The sequence below is a fragment of the Sphingopyxis sp. BSNA05 genome (assembly GCF_013265645.1).
Classification (GTDB): Bacteria; Pseudomonadota; Alphaproteobacteria; order Sphingomonadales; family Sphingomonadaceae; genus Parasphingorhabdus.
This window is the reverse complement of record NZ_PYIA01000145.1, coordinates 60,232-77,949: the sequence shown is the minus strand read 5'-3', so window position 1 is coordinate 77,949 and position 17,718 is coordinate 60,232. Positions and strand designations below refer to the sequence as shown.

Below are 17,718 nucleotides of genomic sequence, written 5' to 3'. Positions count from 1 at the left end.
CTTTCCCAGTCATCCTCGACGAAGCGGATGTCGTGGAGCATCGGATCGATGCCGATTACCGACAGGCTGTCGAGATAGAGCTGCTGAATGTCCGGTGGCGATGGCTTGAGGATTACCTGATATTGGTAATAATGCTGCAGCCGGTTGGGATTTTCGCCATAGCGGCCATCGGTCGGACGGCGGCAGGGCTGGGCAAAGGCGGCATTCCACGGATCGGGGCCGAGCGCCCGCAAGGTCGTCGCCGTGTGGAACGTCCCCGCCCCCATCTCCATGTCATAGGGCTGCAAAATCGCGCAGCCGCGATCACCCCAATATTGATGGAGTTTGAGGATGATCTGCTGGAAGCTGAGCGGCTTCGTATCGGACAAGATGAAGACTTTCTTCGCGTGCCAAAAAAGGAGGTGCAATATTTACGCGCTGCTTTGGCGAAAGGGCGGCAGAGGGTCAAGGGAGGAATGGCCTGATTTGCGACCTTATTCGTCATCCTGAACTCGTTTCAGGGCCTCCAAAGGCTGTGCGCGGTCTCGAGGGGTCCTGAAACAAGTTCAGGATGACGAGGGGATTTCTCGGGATGACGGGATTATTCCGATGACGAGGTTATTCCGCCGCGACCAGCGCCTCGACCTTCTCCACCGTCACCGATACCGCGTTCAGCACGGCATTGCCGGACAGCGGATCGAACCGCTCCGTATCGGTCAGGTCATTGATCGAAACGCCGGGTTTTGCCGCTGCCACGGACAGGCCGACGCCCTTGCGGCCATGGCCGAACCCATGCGGAATCGACACGACGCCCTTCATGACGTCATCGGTAATTTCGACCGGCAATTCAACGCTGTTCACCCGGCTGGAGACTGACGCCATGACGCCATCCACCAGTCCGCGCGCGTCGGCATCATCGGGGTGGATCATCAATGTGCAGCGATCCGGTCCTTTCAACAGTCGTGCGCTATTGTGCAGCCAGCTGTTGTTCTGGCGCACATGGCGACGACCGATCAGGCGCAAGGCGTCCGGTTCTTCATTCCCGAGCGACGCGGCAAAGCGCTGCAGTTCGGCGAGAAAATCGGGATGGGCGCAATGGATCTTGCCGTCCTCGGTCCGCAGCCTTTCGGCCATGCACGGCCGCAACGGCCCGAGATCGATGCCATTGGGCGCCGCCTCGACTTCCGCCAGCGTGAGGCCGGCGGGAGAGCTGCGCAACATGCCGTCGAGTACATCGCGCGGCTCGCGGATGTTGGGGACGTCCTGCCCGCCCTGCGCCAGAATCTCCCGCGCCAGTTCGGCGATGATTTCCCAGTCGGTCTTCTCGCCGTCTTGCAGCTCGAATATCGCCGGCGAGTAGCTGCCATAGTTACGGATCGCCAGCGGCCCGAAGAAGAAGGGATAATGATCCTTCTCCAGCGGACCACAGGGCGGCAATATATAGTCGGCGTGGCGGCTGGTCTCGGTGACATACATGTCGAACGAGACCATCAGGTCGAGTCTCTCGAGCGCGCGGTCGAGCTTCGCACCGTCGGGCGCGGACAGCACCGGATTGCCGGTGACCACGAACAAAGAGCGAATGCGCTCGGCATCATCGCGGAGCATTTCATCGGCGAAGGCCACCATCGGCAGTTCGCCCATCACCGACGGCATGACGCCACGAACGGTATCGACAGTGCGCACCGATCCCCTGCCCACCAGATTGATCGTGTCGAGCGCCGGCTGCGGCACCATCGTGCCGCCCTCGCGGTCGAGATTGCCGGATGCGATATTGATCACCTGGATCAGCCACTGGTTGAGCGTGCCAAATTCGCAAACCGAAACGCCCATCCGGCCATAGATAGCGGCGGGCTGGTCAGCCGCCAGTTGCGCCGCCATATCCTGCATGTCCTCCACAGAAATCCCGCAATGGGCCGCAAGCTGGTCCATATCGAAACCCGCTATCGCCGGCTCGATCGCTGACCAGCTGTCATCCAGTATCGCCTCGAGTCGGGAAATATCGGCCAGACCGGCGTCGAAAATGCTTTTCAATATCCCGATCAAAAGCGCGGTGTCGGTGCCAGGCCTCACGAAATGATGTTCGTCGGCCAGCTTGGCGGTCTCGGTGCGGCGCGGATCGACGACGACCAGCAGGCCATTGCGCGCGCGCATTTCCTTCACCCGCTTTTTAAAGTCGGGCACGGTCCAGATACTGCCGTTGGACGCCGCCGGATTGCCGCCGATGATCAGCAGATATTGGCTGCGGTCGATATCCGGTACGGCCGCGAGGCTGACATGGCCGTACATATGATATTGCACGACATGATGCGGAATCTGGTCAAGCGTCGAGGCGGAATAGAGATTCTTCACCCCGACCGCATGGCGCAAGGCGCTGATCTGGGTGGAGATGCCGTAATCATGAGCGCTGGGGTTGCCCATATACATGGCCGGCTTGGCGCCCTGCCCCTTGAGATCGAGCAGCTTGCCGGCAATCTCGGTAAAAGCCTGTTCCCAGCCGATTTCCTGCCACTGGCCGTCAACCTTTTTCACCGGCTTGTGCAAACGGTCGGGATCATCCTGCAAATCGGCGATAGCGGTCGCCTTGGGACAGATATGCCCACGACTCAGCACATGATCGGGGTTGCCCCTGATCGAAAGAATCTCCCGTCCCTCCACCTCGACCAGAACGCCGCAATTGGCTTCGCAGATATGACAGGTACGGGCGTGGATCGTGCTCATCGGGAAACTCCTTGGATTAACCATTTGGTTAACAGATTCGCGGCACGGTCGCCAGTGCCCCCGCGACATCGACCGATTTTGCGGCAAATTTTGCTGGGCATTTGCCGTCATTTGTTCAATGAAGCCGATCACATCTTCTCTCGGAGCACCTTCTTCATGCCGCGTAACTGGCTTTTCACCACCCTGTTCCTGCCCCTCTGCATGGCGCTCAGCGCCTGTCAGGCACCTGGCGAGGATATCGCTAGCGCCGGCAGCGATGACGGGCCGGCTGCGGTCGACGATATTGCCGCCGCGGAATATATACCCGCAGTGATGCCGGATGACGCCGACCCCGCGCTCTGGGTGATCAGGGACGAAGACACGACCATCTATCTGTTCGGCACCGTCCATATCCTGAAACCGGGCATGACCTGGTTCGACGAAGCGGTGAAGGAGAGTTTCGATGCCTCCGACGAGCTGGTCGTCGAAATGGTCAAGCCCGACGCAGCAGCGATGATGAAAGTCGTCAACAAATTGGCGATCGACAAGAGCGGGATTTCGCTGCGCGACAAGCTGGCCGCAGAAGACCGCGCCGAATATGAAGCGACAATGACCAAGCTGGACATGCCGGTCGCAGCCTTTGATCCGCTCGATCCGTGGTTCGCCAGCGTCAATCTGTCGCTCATCCCGCTTGTGCGCAACGGCTATGCGGCGGATCAGGGCGTCGAGGATGAGTTGCTGGCCCAGGCCCGGGCCCGGGCCATCAAGATCACCGGGCTCGAAACACTCGAACAGCAACTCGGATTTTCGACAATCTGGCTGAAGAGGTTCAGATCCGCTTTCTCAATTTCACCGTCGACAATATCGACGAAACAACCGAGGGCATGGAGCAGATGGTCGCCGAATGGGCCAACGCCAATGTCGATGCACTGGGCAGGTTGATGAATGCCGGGCTGGAAGACGAAATTCTCTACGAAACATTGCTGGTCAACCGCAATGTCAACTGGGCGGAATGGGTGGAGCAGCGGATGGAGCAGCCCGGAACGATATTTCTGGCGGTCGGCGCCGGTCATCTGGCCGGAGAAAGCAGCCTGCAGGCAATTCTGGCGAAAAAGGGACTTGTTGCGGAACGGATCGAATATTGATTATTCTCGCCCCCATGCTTTCTTTTCCCTGCACGCGCACCAAATAGGCAATATGCGTATCACCACCATCATCCTGTCCCTGATCGCGTCCCTGCTGCTTGGCGCATGCAACAACACGTCCGATCATGTGACCCTGAACACCGTCAAGACGGGCACGCCGGCGCTTTGGAAAGTCAGCGGTACCGTGCCCGGACAGCCGGGCGTCGCCTATATGTTCGGTACGATCCATATCCTGCCCGACGATGTGCATTGGCAAACCCCGGCGCTCGAAGCCGCGATTGCCGATTCAGACCGGCTGGTCATCGAAGTGCTGGGCATGGAAGACACGCAGAATGCGGCGAGGATTTTTCCCGGCTGGCGATTTCCCCCGGGCAGGCGAAGCTGGACGAACGTATCAAACCGGATCTGCACGATGATCTCGACCGGATCATCGATTCCTCCAATATTTCCGAACGCGCGCTCAACCGGATGGAGACCTGGGCGGCTGCCTTGTCTCTGGCATCGGCGCAGACCAGAAGCCTCGGACTGGATTCGAGCGGCGGCGTCGAGAAAAAACTCACCGCCCGGTTCGAAAAGGCCGGGAAGCCGATCGAGGCGCTGGAAACCATCGAACTGCAGCTGGGCTATTTCGACAAGCTTCCCGAAGAGCAGCAACGCCAGATGCTGACCAGCGTGCTCGAGGATTCGGACGATGCCCAGCAGGCCTTTGAACTTTTGTTCAACGCCTGGATGACGGGCGATCTGGAACATATCGTAACCCTCTCCGACACCGGTATTCTGAAAGACCCCAAGACCCGCGAATATCTGCTGGTGGCCCGCAATCTCGACTGGGCGGAACAGTTGGACAAACGCTTGCAACGCCCCGGCACATCTTTAGTAGCGGTTGGCGCAGCCCATTTGGCAGGTCCCGATGCGGTTCAGGCGATGCTTGCAAAACGCGGGTATAAAATCGAAAAATTCAATAATCAGGGCGCAGCATGGCATATATATTTGATCGGGAAACCGCGCTGGTCGCGCGGGAAGACGGGCTTTTCACGATTCAGGCAAGCGATATCTATCGCAATCCGACCGGCATGGCCTTTGGCGGATGGATATCGGCCATTGCCGGGCGCGCCGTCGAAATGCATCCCGATTGCCGGGGCCCGCTGGTGTCGCAGCAGATGATTTTCATGACCGGCGTCGGTCCCGGCGAAATCACTTTATCCGTCAAGCTGCTCCGCGCCGGGTCGACCACGCAATTCTGGCGCGTGGAACTGCTGCAGAACGGTTCCATGACCAATGCCGCAGATATTGTTACCAGCACCCGCCGTCCGACCGATATCGACTATCAGGTGGAGATGCCGACAACCAGGTCGCCAGCCGATTCCATTGCCCTGCGAACGGTCAATCCGATGGCCCCGGCATGGGTTGTCCATTATGACCAGCGCATTGCCAAGGGAATCCCCTTTGCCGTAAACGATACGCCCGAAGGGATTGTCTGGATCAAGGAGGCCGACGGTCGTCCGCTGGACCGGATCGGCCTCTTGTCGATCCTCGACACGCCGATGCCGCGCACTTTTTCGTCACCGAACAATTCCGCCCCGGTTCGACCGTCACCATGGCGAGCTATATCTATGCCAGCGAGGAAGACCTGGCCGCGGCGGGCAACGACTTCCTGCTGCTGCGGGTCACCGGTGCGACGGTCAGGAACAGCGCCACTGACGGACGGGTCGAGGTCTGGTCGCAAAGCGGCATCCTGCTCGCGACAAGCTCCCAGATCGGCTTTTTCCGCTAGCGTTTCGCCCTCCGCGCAAAACCCTTGCTTTTGCGCTGCCCCGACCTTATAGCGCCCTCTTTCCGACCATGAGCACCCTGGAGGCGTGGCGGAAATCTGACAAAACCTAATTTTTGGAGCAACATTATGAGTGATCAGCTGACTATTTCAGCCGAGCCACGCGAACGGGCTGGCAAGGGAGCCTCCCGTGCACTGCGTCGTGAAGGCCGTATCCCCGCCGTTATCTATGGCGACAAGAAAGAAGCCATTGCAATCCACGTCGAAGAACGTGCGCTGAACAAGCTTCTCGGCACCGGCCATTTCATGAACTCGCTGGTTCAAGTCGAAGTTGACGGGAAGAAAACCCGCACACTTCCTAAAGATGTTGCTTTTGATCCGGTCACCGACCGCCCGCTCCATGTCGACTTCTTCCGCCTTGCAAAGGGCGCGAAGGTACAGGTCAATATTCCTGTTGTCTTCATCAACGAAGAAGAATCTCCTGGCCTGAAACGTGGCGGCGTCATGAACGTTGTTCGTCACGAACTCGACCTGATGTGCGATGCGGATCATATCCCTGACCAGATCGAGATCGATGTCACCGGTCTGGAAATTGGCGATTCGATCCATATTTCGCACGTCACCCTGCCCGACGGCGCGGAAAGCTCGATCACTGATCGTGACTTCACCATTGCCGGCGTCACCGCACCATCTGCTCTGAAATCTTCCGACGACGAAGACGAAGCAGCCGAAGGCGAAGACGGCGAAACGGAAGTCACCGAGCAGGACGCCGACACGGCCGAGGGCGAAGACAGCTAGACCTTCCGCCATCAAACAATGTAACGAAAAACCGTCCATGCTACTTTTACAAAGCATGGGCGGTTTTTTGTCCTTCGACAAGCTCAAGGCGAGCTGGGAGAGCGTTAGAAAATGCAACTATGGGTCGGCCTTGGCAATCCGGGCGCGCAATATGCGATGCACCGGCACAATGTCGGCTTCATGGTGATCGACGCGCTTGAAGAAGTGCACGGCTTCCCGCCGCCCAAGCAGAAGTTCAAGGGCTGGACCATGGAAGCAAGACTGGGCGGCGAAAAGCTGGTCCTGCTCAAACCGGCGACCTTCATGAACGAGAGCGGCAACAGCGTCCGCGCGGCCATGGATTTCTACAAATTGCAGCCCGAGGACGTTACCGTCTTTTACGACGAGCTGGATCTCGAACCGTTCAAGATCAAGGTCAAGCGCGGCGGCGGTGCAGCCGGTCACAATGGCATCAGGTCGATGATCGCCCATATCGGCCCCGAATTCCGCCGGGTGCGCATCGGCATTGGCCATCCGGGACACAAGGCGCGGGTAACAGGCCATGTGCTGGGCAATTATGCCAAGGCGGAAATCGACGAGTTGGCCCATATGCTGGGCGTGATCGCCGACGAGGCCGACTGGCTGGCGAAAGACGATGATCCGCGGTTCATGAGCGAAGTCGCGATGCGGATGCAGGAATAACGGGCAGTATAGAATATATCGTCACCCCGAACTTGATTCAGGGTGCAGAGCGTATATGCGCAACTTTCGAGCGATTTGGCACAAAACGCCGAATCAGCTTCAGCACGACGGAGTGAATAAATGGGTTTCAAATGCGGTATCGTTGGCTTGCCCAACGTCGGAAAATCAACGCTTTTCAATGCACTGACCGAGACACAGGCGGCGCAGGCGGCGAACTATCCGTTTTGCACGATCGAGCCGAATGTCGGTCAGGTCGCCGTGCCCGATCCGCGGCTGCAGCAGATTGCGAAAATCGCCAGCAGCGCCAAGATCATCGAAACCCAGCTCGCTTTTGTTGATATCGCCGGTCTGGTGAAGGGCGCGTCGCAGGGCGAAGGTCTCGGTAACCAGTTTCTTGGCAATATCCGCGAGGTCGACGCGGTCGTCCATGTGCTACGCTGTTTCGAGGATGACGATATCCAGCATGTCGCGAACAAGATTGATCCGATTTCCGACGCCGAAGTCGTCGAGACCGAACTGCTGCTCTCCGATCTGGAAAGCCTCGAAAAACGCGTGCCCGCCTTCCAGAAAAAAGCCACGAGCGGCGACAAGGAAGCCAAGATTGCCGCCAATGTTCTGGGCCAGGCGCTCGAATTGCTCCGCGAAGGCAAGCCGGCGCGGCTGACTCAGCCCGAGGGCGAGGAAGAGCAGAGAATTTTTGACCAGTCGCAATTGCTGACCGCCAAGCCGGTGCTTTATGTCTGCAACGTGAGCGAAGCCGACGCCGCGAAAGGCAATGCGCTGAGCGCCGCCGTATTCGAAAAAGCCAAGGCCGAGGGCGCGGAGGCGGTGATCGTATCTGCCGCGATCGAATCCGAACTGGTCGAGATGGAGCCGGACGACCGGGCCGAATTTCTGGCCGAGCTGGGCCTGGAGGAATCGGGCCTCGCCCGCGTCATTCGCGCCGGATATCAACTGCTCGACCTGCAGACCTTCTTCACCGTAGGTCCCAAGGAAGCGCGCGCATGGACGGTGCACAAGGGTGCCAAGGCCCCCGAAGCGGCCGGCGAAATCCACAGCGACTTCGAACGCGGCTTCATCCGCGCCGAAACCATCGCCTTTGACGACTATGTCGCGCTCGGCGGCGAAAGCGCGGCCCGCGATGCCGGAAAATTGCGGCAGGAAGGCAAGGATTATGTCGCGAAAGACGGCGATATCTTCAATTTCAAATTCAATGTCTGAATTGTCACATAGTCCGGCTAGGATGTGACATCGGGAGGATCGACCTTATGCCCAAGAACCTGATTTCGCTGATTTTGGCCGCTTTTCTGCTGGCTGGCGCGCCTGCCCTCGCAGCGACCACACCCGAGCAGGATGATTCGGGCAGCGAAAAGATCGAACAGCGCGAGCCGGTGACGATCCTGATCTCGATCGACGGTTTCCGGCCCGATTATCTCGAGCGCGGCATTACCCCGCATCTCAGCGCGCTGGCGGCGTCCGGCATATATGGTCCGATGCGCCCCTCCTTCCCGAGCAAGACCTTCCCCAATCACTGGACACTGGTGACCGGCAAGACGCCCGACCATCACGGGATTGTCGGCAATACGATGGAAGACAGCGCGCGGCCGGGCGAGGTGTTCAAGATGGCGACCAAGGATCCCTTCTGGTGGGACCAGGCCGAGCCGATCTGGATCAGCGCCGAGAAACAGGGCATTCGTTCCGCCACCATGTTCTGGCCCGGATCGGAAGTCGATTTCAACGGTGTCCGGCCGTCAGACTGGTGGCCGTTCAGCCAGGATCTCTCCAACGACCGGCGGATCAACGCCGTGGTCGACTGGATGCGGCGGCCGGCCAATATCCGCCCCCGGCTGGTCACGCTCTATTTCGATACGGTCGACACAGCGGGCCATTATTACGGTCCCGCGCCCGGCGAGAAATTGCACGCAGCCATCGCTGCGGTGGACGCCGAAATCGGCCGTCTGAAGCAGCAGCTCTCCGCTCTGGACCAGCCGGTGAATTTCGTCATCGCCTCGGACCATGGCATGACCGAAACCGCGCCGGAGCGGATCATCCGTCTCGATGATATCCTGCCGAGCGACCAATATCATCTGGTCGAAGATGGAAATTATGCCGGCATCGGACCAGTCGACGGCAATATCGAGACGTTGCGCGCCGCCTTTCTGCGCCCGCACGACCATATGCAATGCTGGGACCGCGAGAATATCCCGGCCCATTTCGCCTATGGCACCAATCCACGTGTGCCCGAAATACTCTGCCTGCCGGACATCGGCTGGGTGGTCTATCAGGAGGTACCGGAATGGATGACCGGAATCGGTGGCGGCCACGGCTATGATCACCGCGAGCCCGACATGATGGCCTTTTTCCTCGCCAGCGGGCCGGCGATCCGGGCCGCTGGCCAGCAACCGGCATTTGACAATGTGAATATCTATTCGCTCGTCGCGCGACTGGCCGGCATCACGCCGCTAGCCAGCGACGGCAGTCTCGCGCCGTTTGAACAGGCTCTCAAACCCTGATTCCGGAATGAACCGAGATGTTTATCGCGCGGTGGCGCTGTCGGCAATCCGGGTATAGACAACTGCAACCGGCGCGCTGTCCGTGACGTTGCAGCTTTCCGGATCGACGATCCGGTCACCGCGGAATCCTCTCAGCTCGGTGCCGCCTTCGTTCAGCGTCAGGCCCATGCCGACCCATATTTGCAGGGCACATTTTTTCTGCATTGCCCGCGAAAAAGGCGCCCGGTGGGCGCCGTAGACCAGATTGCCGTGAATGGTCGCGGTGAAATCGATGTCATCTGCGTCATTGTTCGCAGACCGCTCAAGATAACGGGAGGTCAGGCTGGTCCCGTCCTGCGTGAAATGCAGGACATCACCGTCCGCCTGTTGCCAGGAACCGCTCAGATCAAGTTGCGCAATTTGCCGCTCGTCGGCACTGGATCGCGCATCGGCAGCGATGCCGTTGACCATCGCCAGGGCAGCGAAGGCATAGATTGCTTGGCGGTGTCTCATGTCTAAGTCCCTTTCCTGCTGACGCTATGTCTAGGACAGTCTGTCCGGCAGACAATGACCTGTATCACAAACCGCCACTTTTACCGCATTGCGCTTATTTCCGACCGAACAGCTTCTCGACATCTTCCAGCGCCAGCTTGACCCAGGTGGGCCGTCCGTGATTGCACTGGCCGCTGTGCGGGGTCACTTCCATCTCGCGCAACAGGGCGTTCATTTCGGCCACGCTGAGCACCCGCCCTGCCCGGACGGAGCCGTGGCAGGCCATGGTCGAGGCGACATGGTCGACGCGTTCCTTGAGGCTCAGCGCCTGATCGTAAGCGCCTAGTTCGTCGGCGAGATCGGTGACCAGTTGCTTCACGTCGCCCGATCCCAGCATCGCGGGCGTGGCCCGGACCAGCATCGCGGTCGGTCCGAACCGCTCCAGCTCCAGCCCGAAATCCGACAATTCGGCCGCCCGCGTCTCGAGCCGGTCGCAGGCATTTTCATCCAGTTCGACCACTTCCGCCATCAGCAGCGCCTGCGAGGCGACCGTGCCGCCCTCGACCGCCTTGCGCATGCGTTCCAGCACGAGCCGTTCGTGCGCGGCATGCTGGTCGACGATCACCAGACCGTCTTCGGCTTCGGCAACTATATAGGTTTTCGCGACCTGCCCGCGGGCGATGCCCAGCGGATGACTGCTTGCCTGCGGTACGGGCTCGGAAGCCTCCTCCGCCCGCCCCATCAGAGGCGCAATATCCTCGCGCAGGTCCCTCTCTGCAAAGGCAGCGCGATCATCGCGTACGGCAGCCGACGGATAGGGTTGCTGCGCCACGCTGGCCCTGCCCTGCGTGGTAAATATGCTGGTTTGCGGATCAGGAGTTACGGGCTCGCTCTGCCATCTGCCGAGCGCCGATTCCGCCGGGCGCTGAACCGCACGAAATCCGCCTTCGTCGAGCGCCTTGCGCAGGCCGCTGACGATCATCCCCCGGATCATCGCCGGTTCGCGAAAGCGCACCTCGGTCTTTGCCGGATGGACGTTCACGTCGACCAGCTCTGGTGGCATATCGATGAACAGGGCAACCACCGGATGCCGGTCCCGCGCCAGCATCTCGGCATAGGCGCCGCGCACCGCGCCGACCAGCAGCCGGTCCTTGACCGGGCGGCCATTGACGAACAGAAACTGGTGATCGGCAACCCCGCGATTATAAGTCGGCAGACCGGCTACGCCGGTCAGACGAATCTCTTCCCGCTGCAGATCGACGCCGACGCTGTTGGCGCGAAGATCGCGGCTGGTCAGCGCGGCGACCCGCTCCGGACCGCTTTCCCCGGCCTGAACCGCTATCGCCTTTCGGCCCTGATGCTCCAGCGTGAAACCGATATCGGGGCGTGCCATCGCCAGTCGCCGCACGATATCGGTACAGGCAGAATATTCGCTGCGCGCCGTCCGCAAAACTTGCGGCGGGCCGGCACATTGCCGAACAACTGCTCGACCCGGACTTTCGTGCCCGGCGGAATCGCCGCGGGACCTTCCTGCGCCAGATCGCCATGATCGATCACCCGGCTCCAGCCGTCACCTCCCGCCGTGCGGCTTTCGATTGTCATCCGCGCCACGCTGGCAATCGACGGCAGGGCTTCTCCGCGAAAGCCCATGGTCGTCACCAGCTCGATGGCCTCGTCCGGCAGTTTGGATGTGGCATGGCGTTCGAGCGCCAGAGCAATATCATCGCGGCTCATGCCGCAGCCATTGTCGGAGACCTGGACCAGATCCAGTCCGCCCTCCTCGAGGCGAATGTTGATCTGGCTTGCCCCGGCATCGATCGCATTTTCGACCAGCTCTTTCAGGGCACTGGCCGGGCGCTCGACAACCTCGCCGGCAGCGATCCTATTTATCAGGCTATTTGGGAGTCTTCTTATTGACATAATGGCGTTCCTAGCCCAAGCGACCTTACCAAGCGACCCCTGATTTTTGGGCGATTCCCATGGTTAACCTCATGACCCGTTCAGCTTGACTATCGCTTGGTTTAAATGTCGCAGCTAGGTCTGCAAATACAAGAAATTACGGACAAAATTATGTTTGAAAATCTGTTCAAGTTCCGTTCGCAAGATTTGGCGATCGACCTCGGCACCGCAAATACTGTGGTTTATTTGCGCGGCCAGGGAATCGTTCTCAACGAACCATCGGTAGTGGCGATCGAAACCATCAATGGTGTGAAGAAGGTCAAGGCGGTCGGCAATGACGCCAAGATGATGATGGGCAAGACGCCGGACAGTATCGAAGCCATTCGCCCGCTGCGCGACGGTGTGATCGCCGACATCGACGTCGCCGAACAGATGATCAAGCATTTCATCCAGAAAGTGAACGGCAAGAGCAAGCTGTTCAGCTATCCCGAAATTGTGATTTGCGTTCCCAGCGGTTCGACCTCGGTCGAACGCCGTGCCATTCGCGATGCCGCATCCAATGCCGGCGCCCGTCAGGTGTTCCTGATCGAGGAACCGATGGCAGCCGCCATTGGCGCCGACATGCCGGTGACCGAGCCGATCGGTTCGATGGTGGTCGACGTGGGCGGCGGCACGACCGAAGTTGCTGTGCTCTCGCTGCGCGGTCTGGCGTACACGACCTCGGTCCGTACCGGCGGCGACAAGATGGACGAAGCGATAGTCTCCTATGTCCGTCGTCACCACAATCTGCTGATCGGTGAAACCACGGCAGAGCGGATCAAGAAAGACTTCGGCGTTGCGCAGGCTCCAGCTGACGGCGTTGGTCACACCATCCATATCAAGGGCCGCGATCTGGTGAACGGCGTGCCGAAGGAAATCTCGATCAACCAGGGCCAGATTGCCGAAGCGCTGAGCGAGCCGATCGGCACGATCATCGAAGGCGTTCGGATCGCACTGGAAAATACCGCACCGGAACTGGCTGCCGATATTGTCGACCAGGGCATCGTCCTGACCGGTGGCGGCGCGCTGATTGCCGGTCTCGACGCCGCCCTCAGCGATGAAACGGGCCTGCCTGTGACGGTGGCCGAAGATCCGCTCGCCTGTGTCGCCATCGGCACCGGACGCGCAATGGAAGATCCGATGTTCCGGGGCGTTCTGACCACCGCCTGAGCATATGATCGAACAACGACAGGAAGCGAAAGGATAAACCGATATGGCGCCGCCAAACAATCGGCGTCCAGGATTTTCCAAGCGGGCGCAATATAGCATATTCGCCAGCTATTTACTGGGCATATTGGGTGCGGTCTTGGGACTGCTTCTTTTGCTTGTCTCCTTCATCGATCCCAGAGGTTTTTCGGCCCTTCGCACCATCGGTGCGGAAGCCATGGCGCCAGTCAGCAAGACCCTGTCCGAATTTGGCAGTCTGACCGGAAATGCCGGGGATCAGGTTTCTGCCTATTTCAATGCGGCCTCGAAAAATGCCGAGATGCAGCGGGAACTGGAGCAGAACCGGATAGAGATCCTGGAAGCCCGCGCACTCAAACAGGAAAATGACCGGCTCAAGCGGCTGTTGAAACTCGATGAGGAAATTCCCGATTCGGTCGCCATGGCCCGTCTGATCAGTTCCACCGCATCGAGCGCGCGCCGTATTGCCACGCTGGGTGTCGGCAGCAGCAGCGGGCTTGAACCCGGCCAGCCGGTCCGCTCACCGGAAGGCCTGGTCGGCAGAATCCTGGAAACCGGCCCCACCACCGCCCGCGTCCTGCTGGTGTCCGACAGCAAAAATGTCACCCCGGTGCAGCGCGCGAGTGACAGCCTGCCCGCCTTTGCCACCGGGCGCGGTGACGGCACCGTCGATATCCAGCCGATCAATATCGGCAACAATCCCTTCAAGGGCGGTGACCTGCTGATCACATCGGGTAGCGGCGGATTGTACAGTCCCGGCATTCCCGTGGCGGTGGTTATCCGCAAGACCGAAACCGGCGCTATCGGGCGCGTCCTGGCGAATCCGGCCAAGGTCAGCCACGCCATTGTCCAGCCGATTTTCCAGGCCGAAACCGTCCGCCAGATCGAACAAGAGCCGATGGATGATCTGGAAGAGGAATCCGGCGAATAGTGCCCCGATCCCGTCAATCCCGGATTGGCCGGCAACCCTCGCAGTGGCGGATCAAGCTGATCCCGCCGGTGACCGTGGTCCTCGGTTCGATGATCACGCGCTGCCGATCATCACCGACTATCCGATCCTGCCACCCATGGGTTTGCTGGTGATCCTGGCGTGGCGGCTGATCCGGCCGGGCTATTGGGCGGTCTGGGCCGGCTTCCCGCTCGGCCTCATCGATGATATTTTCAGTGGGCAGCCCTTCGGCAGCGCCGCATTTCTCTGGTCGGTGATTTTCATCCTGCTCGAGACGCTCGACCGCAAGGCGGTGCGTCGCGATTATTGGCAGGACTGGCTTATCGCCTCCATTGCGACGACAATTGTGCTAATATGCGGCATGCTGATCGTCGACTTCCAATCCAACCTGCTGCGGCTCGACCTGCTGGTGCCGCAGATTTTGCTGTCGATTCTGCTCTATCCGTTTGTCGCCCGGCTGATCGGGGCGATCGATAACTGGCGGGTGGCATCATGAAACCGGCCAAGACCATCAGCAGCGCCATGCAGGAGCTCACCTTCACCCGGCGGGCGACGGTGATCGGCGGGCTGCAGATCGGCGTCGGTGTGCTGCTGGCGGCGCGGATGGCCTATATTTCGGTGGCCGAGAATGAACGCTACAAGCTGCTCTCGGAAAGCAACCGGGTCAATCTCACGCTCGTCCCGCCGCGCCGGGGCTGGCTGATCGACCGTAACGGCAAGCCGATCGCCAACAACAAGACCGACTTCCGTATCGACATCATCCCGGACCGGCTGCGCGACAAGGACAAGACCGTGGCCACGCTGGCCAATCTGCTGTCGCTCGATCCGGAAGAGCTGGAACGGATCAACAGGGAGCTGGAACAGGCCGGCAGCTTCCAGCCCGTTCAGGTCGCGACCGGGCTCGATTCGGAACAATATGCCGCTGTCAGCGTCCGCCTTCCCGACCTGCCCGGTGTTTCGCCACGACAGGGCTTCTCGCGCAACTATCCCAGCGGGCCGGCGATCGGTCATCTGGTCGGCTATGTCGGCATAGCCTCGGCGGAAGATTACAAGGAAAATCCGGACCCGATATTGATCACGCCAGGCTACAAGATCGGCAAGGACGGTCTGGAGAAGATGTTCGAGGACCATCTGCAGGGCAAGCCCGGCGCAAAAAGGGTCGAGGTGACGGCGCGCGGCAAGATCGTCCGCGAGCTGAACACCCGGCCCGACGTGCCCGGCAAGCCGCTGCAACTGACGCTCGACATCGACCTGCAGGAATATGCGGCCCGCCGCCTGGGCCCCGAATCCGGCTCTGTGGTCGTCATCGATTGCCTGACCGGCGACATATTGACGATGACGTCGATGCCGTCTTTTGACCCGAACAGCTTCTCCGACGGCATCGGGGTTACCGAATATGGCATGCTGCGCGAGGACGATCATGTGCCGCTGCTCGACAAGTCGCTGAAAAGCCTGTTTCCGCCAGGTTCGACGGTCAAGCCAATGGTTGCCCTTTCCTTCCTGGAGGCAGGCCTGGATCCGGACGAGACCGTCAATTGCAATGGCGGGCTGCAGGTCGGCAACCGGCGCTTCCGCTGCTGGAAACGGGGTGGTCACGGACGGGTCGACATGGCCAAGGGCATCTACCAGAGCTGCGACGTCTATTTCTATTATTTCGCCCAGAAGATCGGCATAAATCCGATCGCACTAATGGCCAACCGGCTGGGACTGGGGCAGAAATACCCGCTGCCGGTGGCAAGCCAGTTTTACGGCACGGTCCCCGATCCCGCATGGCTGCGCAAGAAACACAAGCGCGAGTGGCAGGCCTATGATACGGTCAACACCACCATTGGCCAGGGCTATATGCTGGTCAATCCGACCCAGCTGGCGGTCATGGCGTCACGGCTAGCAACCGGCAAGAATATCGTTCCGCGCCTGATCATGGAGGAGAAGAAGTCGCCGATCCAGACGCTGAACCTCGATCCCGAGCATCTGCTCTATGTGCAACAGGCGATGAGCGACGTGGTCAACGGCCCCGGCACTGCCGGTCGGGCGCGGCTGCCGATCGAGAATGTGAAAATGGCCGGCAAGACCGGCACCGCCCAGGTGGTCAATCTCGATTTCGGCCGCGGCGGCCAGGATGTGGCCTGGAAATATCGCGATCACGGCCTGTTCGTCTGCTTCGCCCCCTATGACAATCCGCGCTATGCTGCCGCCGTGGTCATCGAACATGGCGGCGGGTCCGGAGCGGCCTATCCCGTCGCGAGGGACGTCCTGACCTTCCTCTATGACCGCCAGAAGGCGATGGATGTGCTGACCGGCATGGAAAAATCCTGGGGCGGCACGATCCAGGAGCGGATGGACCGGAAAATGGCAGCCTATCGCGCGCGGAAAAATCTCGAGAAGGCAATGGCCGAAAACCCGGCCGCCGCCAGCCCTGAAACGCCCGAATCCGGCACCGGAGCCGGCGCGGGAGATCAGGATTGAGCGACTTCATTCCGGCTCCGATAGCGCAGCTTCCCTGGAAAACCATCCTGCTCCTGTTCGTACTGGCGAGCTTCGGTTTCATCGTCCTCTACTCGGCCGCAGGCGGCAGCCTGACCCCCTGGGCGGGGATGCACATGGTGCGCTTCACGATTTTCCTGCTGATGGCGGTGGTGATGTCGCGGTTCAAGGAATCCTTCTGGAAAACCATGGCTTTCCCGGCCTATATCATCGTCGTGATCATGCTGTTCGGGGTCGAACTGATCGGCGCGGTCGGCGGCGGCAGCCAGAGATGGCTCAATCTGGGATTCATCCGGCTGCAGCCCTCGGAACTGATGAAGGTTGCGATCATATTGGCGGTGGCCCGCTTCTACGACCTGTTGCCGCCGAGCCGTATTCGGACCTGGGGCGCGATCTGGCCGCTGCTGGCGCTGCTGGCCCTGCCCTGTGGCCTGATATTGATGCAGCCCGATCTGGGCACCACCATCACCGTGGTGACCGGCGCGCTGACCGTCGCCTTTCTGGCCGGCCTGCCGCTCCGGCTGTTCATCGGCGGCGGTGCGGCCATTGCGCTGCTGGCACCGATTGCCTATTTCTTCGCGCTGGAAGAATATCAACAGCGGCGCGTCACGACTTTCCTGAACCCGGAAAATGACCCGCTGGGCGCGGGCTATCATATCAGCCAGTCGAAGATCGCGATCGGATCCGGCGGCCTGTTCGGCAAGGGCTTCCTGAACGGCACCCAGAACCATCTCGACTATCTGCCCGAAGGACACACCGATTTCGTCTTTGCCACCATGGCCGAGGAATGGGGACTGTTCGGCGGCATATTGGTGCTTTCCGGATTTTTCCTGCTGTTCCGCTGGGGTCTCGGCGTGGCAATGAAAGCCAAGACCCGCTTCTCGCAGCTGACCGCGGCCGGCCTGACGGTGACCATATTCTTCTATGTCGCGATCAACCTGATGATGGTCATGGGACTGGCACCGGTCGTCGGCATTCCCCTGCCGTTCCTCAGCCACGGTGGCTCGTCTATGATGACGATCATGATCTGCGTCGGCATCCTGATGTCGATCGAATGCCATCCGGGGCGAAGCGGCAACGCATTTGGATAAAATAGCAAAGCAACCG

General features: G+C 60.2%; 14 protein-coding genes and 4 pseudogenes. 14 read left to right on the top strand and 4 right to left on the bottom strand.

Annotated elements, in window-relative coordinates:
- Positions 1–368: glycine--tRNA ligase subunit alpha (locus C8024_RS17320; RefSeq protein WP_173207435.1), on the bottom strand; the 368-nt coding region annotated here is incomplete at its 3' end.
- A gap of 229 nt (positions 369–597) precedes the next feature.
- Positions 598–2,697 (bottom strand): molybdopterin oxidoreductase family protein, encoded by a 2,100-nt coding sequence (locus tag C8024_RS17315; RefSeq protein WP_173207432.1) that lies wholly within the window; start codon positions 2,695–2,697, stop codon positions 598–600.
- Between C8024_RS17315 and C8024_RS23775 the strand changes: the two are divergent.
- The 9 genes and pseudogenes from C8024_RS23775 to C8024_RS17270 all read left to right on the top strand — a co-directional run bounded on the left by C8024_RS23775 (position 2,590) and on the right by C8024_RS17270 (position 9,584).
- Positions 2,590–3,821: pseudogene (locus tag C8024_RS23775) on the top strand (TraB/GumN family protein). The gene C8024_RS17315 and the pseudogene C8024_RS23775 sit on opposite strands and share 108 nt — an antisense overlap.
- A gap of 52 nt (positions 3,822–3,873) precedes the next feature.
- Positions 3,874–4,092: pseudogene (locus C8024_RS23770) on the top strand (hypothetical protein); the annotation flags it as partial.
- The gene (locus C8024_RS22170) at positions 3,987–4,985 is read left to right on the top strand and encodes a TraB/GumN family protein (RefSeq protein ID WP_367947413.1); all 999 of its coding nucleotides are present in this window, start codon (positions 3,987–3,989) and stop codon (positions 4,983–4,985) included. The pseudogene C8024_RS23770 and the gene C8024_RS22170, both read left to right, overlap by 106 nt.
- Positions 4,943–5,041: pseudogene (locus C8024_RS23765) on the top strand (hypothetical protein); the annotation flags it as partial. The gene C8024_RS22170 and the pseudogene C8024_RS23765, both read left to right, overlap by 43 nt.
- Before the next feature lie 377 nt (positions 5,042–5,418).
- On the top strand, positions 5,419–5,595 hold the full coding sequence (locus tag C8024_RS23760) for a hypothetical protein (RefSeq protein WP_173207421.1): 177 nt from the start codon (positions 5,419–5,421) through the stop codon (positions 5,593–5,595).
- Between the two features lie 126 nt (positions 5,596–5,721).
- Complete coding sequence (locus C8024_RS17285) at positions 5,722–6,390, top strand: 50S ribosomal protein L25/general stress protein Ctc (RefSeq protein WP_100094898.1); 669 nt, start codon at positions 5,722–5,724, stop codon at positions 6,388–6,390.
- 111 nt (positions 6,391–6,501) lie between these two features.
- Positions 6,502–7,071 (top strand): aminoacyl-tRNA hydrolase, encoded by a 570-nt coding sequence (pth, locus tag C8024_RS17280; RefSeq protein ID WP_173207418.1) that lies wholly within the window; start codon positions 6,502–6,504, stop codon positions 7,069–7,071.
- A 120-nt stretch (positions 7,072–7,191) separates the two neighbouring features.
- Positions 7,192–8,292, top strand: a complete 1,101-nt coding sequence (ychF, locus tag C8024_RS17275; protein WP_173207415.1) for a redox-regulated ATPase YchF — start codon at positions 7,192–7,194, stop codon at positions 8,290–8,292.
- 47 nt (positions 8,293–8,339) lie between these two features.
- A complete protein-coding gene (locus tag C8024_RS17270; protein WP_173207413.1) occupies positions 8,340–9,584 on the top strand; it encodes an ectonucleotide pyrophosphatase/phosphodiesterase in 1,245 nt (414 codons plus the stop codon).
- A 21-nt stretch (positions 9,585–9,605) separates the two neighbouring features.
- Here C8024_RS17270 and C8024_RS17265 read toward each other — a convergent pair whose 3' ends face one another.
- Together C8024_RS17265 and mutL are read right to left on the bottom strand one after the other, a co-directional pair.
- Positions 9,606–10,076 carry a hypothetical protein gene (locus tag C8024_RS17265; RefSeq protein ID WP_173207410.1) on the bottom strand — a complete coding sequence of 157 codons (471 nt, stop codon included), beginning with the start codon at positions 10,074–10,076 and terminating at the stop codon, positions 9,606–9,608.
- Between the two features lie 94 nt (positions 10,077–10,170).
- Positions 10,171–11,975, bottom strand: a pseudogene (mutL, locus tag C8024_RS17260) (DNA mismatch repair endonuclease MutL).
- Positions 11,976–12,125: 150 nt separating this feature from the next.
- On the opposite strand from mutL, the gene C8024_RS17255 reads away from it, so the two are divergent.
- Genes C8024_RS17255 through rodA form a run of 5 tightly spaced genes read left to right on the top strand, consistent with a single transcriptional unit; the run spans position 12,126 to position 17,702 of the window.
- Entirely contained in the window at positions 12,126–13,163 is a 1,038-nt protein-coding gene (locus C8024_RS17255; protein ID WP_100094904.1) for a rod shape-determining protein, read from the top strand.
- Between the two features lie 43 nt (positions 13,164–13,206).
- Positions 13,207–14,109 (top strand): rod shape-determining protein MreC, encoded by a 903-nt coding sequence (gene mreC, locus C8024_RS17250; RefSeq protein WP_173207407.1) that lies wholly within the window; start codon positions 13,207–13,209, stop codon positions 14,107–14,109.
- Between the two features lie 43 nt (positions 14,110–14,152).
- Positions 14,153–14,623: a rod shape-determining protein MreD gene (gene mreD / locus C8024_RS17245; protein ID WP_173207404.1), complete on the top strand. Its 471-nt coding sequence runs from the start codon at positions 14,153–14,155 to the stop codon at positions 14,621–14,623.
- Positions 14,620–16,593 carry a penicillin-binding protein 2 gene (gene mrdA, locus C8024_RS17240; RefSeq protein ID WP_100094907.1) on the top strand — a complete coding sequence of 658 codons (1,974 nt, stop codon included), beginning with the start codon at positions 14,620–14,622 and terminating at the stop codon, positions 16,591–16,593. The genes mreD and mrdA overlap by 4 nt, the downstream gene beginning before the upstream one ends.
- The gene (gene rodA, locus C8024_RS17235; protein WP_173207401.1) at positions 16,590–17,702 is read left to right on the top strand and encodes a rod shape-determining protein RodA; all 1,113 of its coding nucleotides are present in this window, start codon (positions 16,590–16,592) and stop codon (positions 17,700–17,702) included. The genes mrdA and rodA overlap by 4 nt, the downstream gene beginning before the upstream one ends.
- Positions 17,703–17,718: the final 16 nt, after the last annotated feature.

Excerpts from the sequence above, each read along its gene's own strand:
- C8024_RS17315 (WP_173207432.1), bottom strand. The coding sequence starts at position 2,697 with ATGAGCACGATCCACGCCCGTACCTGTCATATCTGCGAAGCCAATTGC.
- C8024_RS23760 (WP_173207421.1), top strand. The coding sequence starts at position 5,419 with ATGGCGAGCTATATCTATGCCAGCGAGGAAGACCTGGCCGCGGCGGGC.
- C8024_RS17285 (WP_100094898.1), top strand. The coding sequence starts at position 5,722 with ATGAGTGATCAGCTGACTATTTCAGCCGAGCCACGCGAACGGGCTGGC.
- pth (WP_173207418.1), top strand. The coding sequence starts at position 6,502 with ATGCAACTATGGGTCGGCCTTGGCAATCCGGGCGCGCAATATGCGATG.
- ychF (WP_173207415.1), top strand. The coding sequence starts at position 7,192 with ATGGGTTTCAAATGCGGTATCGTTGGCTTGCCCAACGTCGGAAAATCA.
- C8024_RS17270 (WP_173207413.1), top strand. The coding sequence starts at position 8,340 with ATGCCCAAGAACCTGATTTCGCTGATTTTGGCCGCTTTTCTGCTGGCT.
- C8024_RS17265 (WP_173207410.1), bottom strand. The coding sequence starts at position 10,076 with ATGAGACACCGCCAAGCAATCTATGCCTTCGCTGCCCTGGCGATGGTC.
- C8024_RS17255 (WP_100094904.1), top strand. The coding sequence starts at position 12,126 with ATGTTTGAAAATCTGTTCAAGTTCCGTTCGCAAGATTTGGCGATCGAC.
- mreC (WP_173207407.1), top strand. The coding sequence starts at position 13,207 with ATGGCGCCGCCAAACAATCGGCGTCCAGGATTTTCCAAGCGGGCGCAA.
- mrdA (WP_100094907.1), top strand. The coding sequence starts at position 14,620 with ATGAAACCGGCCAAGACCATCAGCAGCGCCATGCAGGAGCTCACCTTC.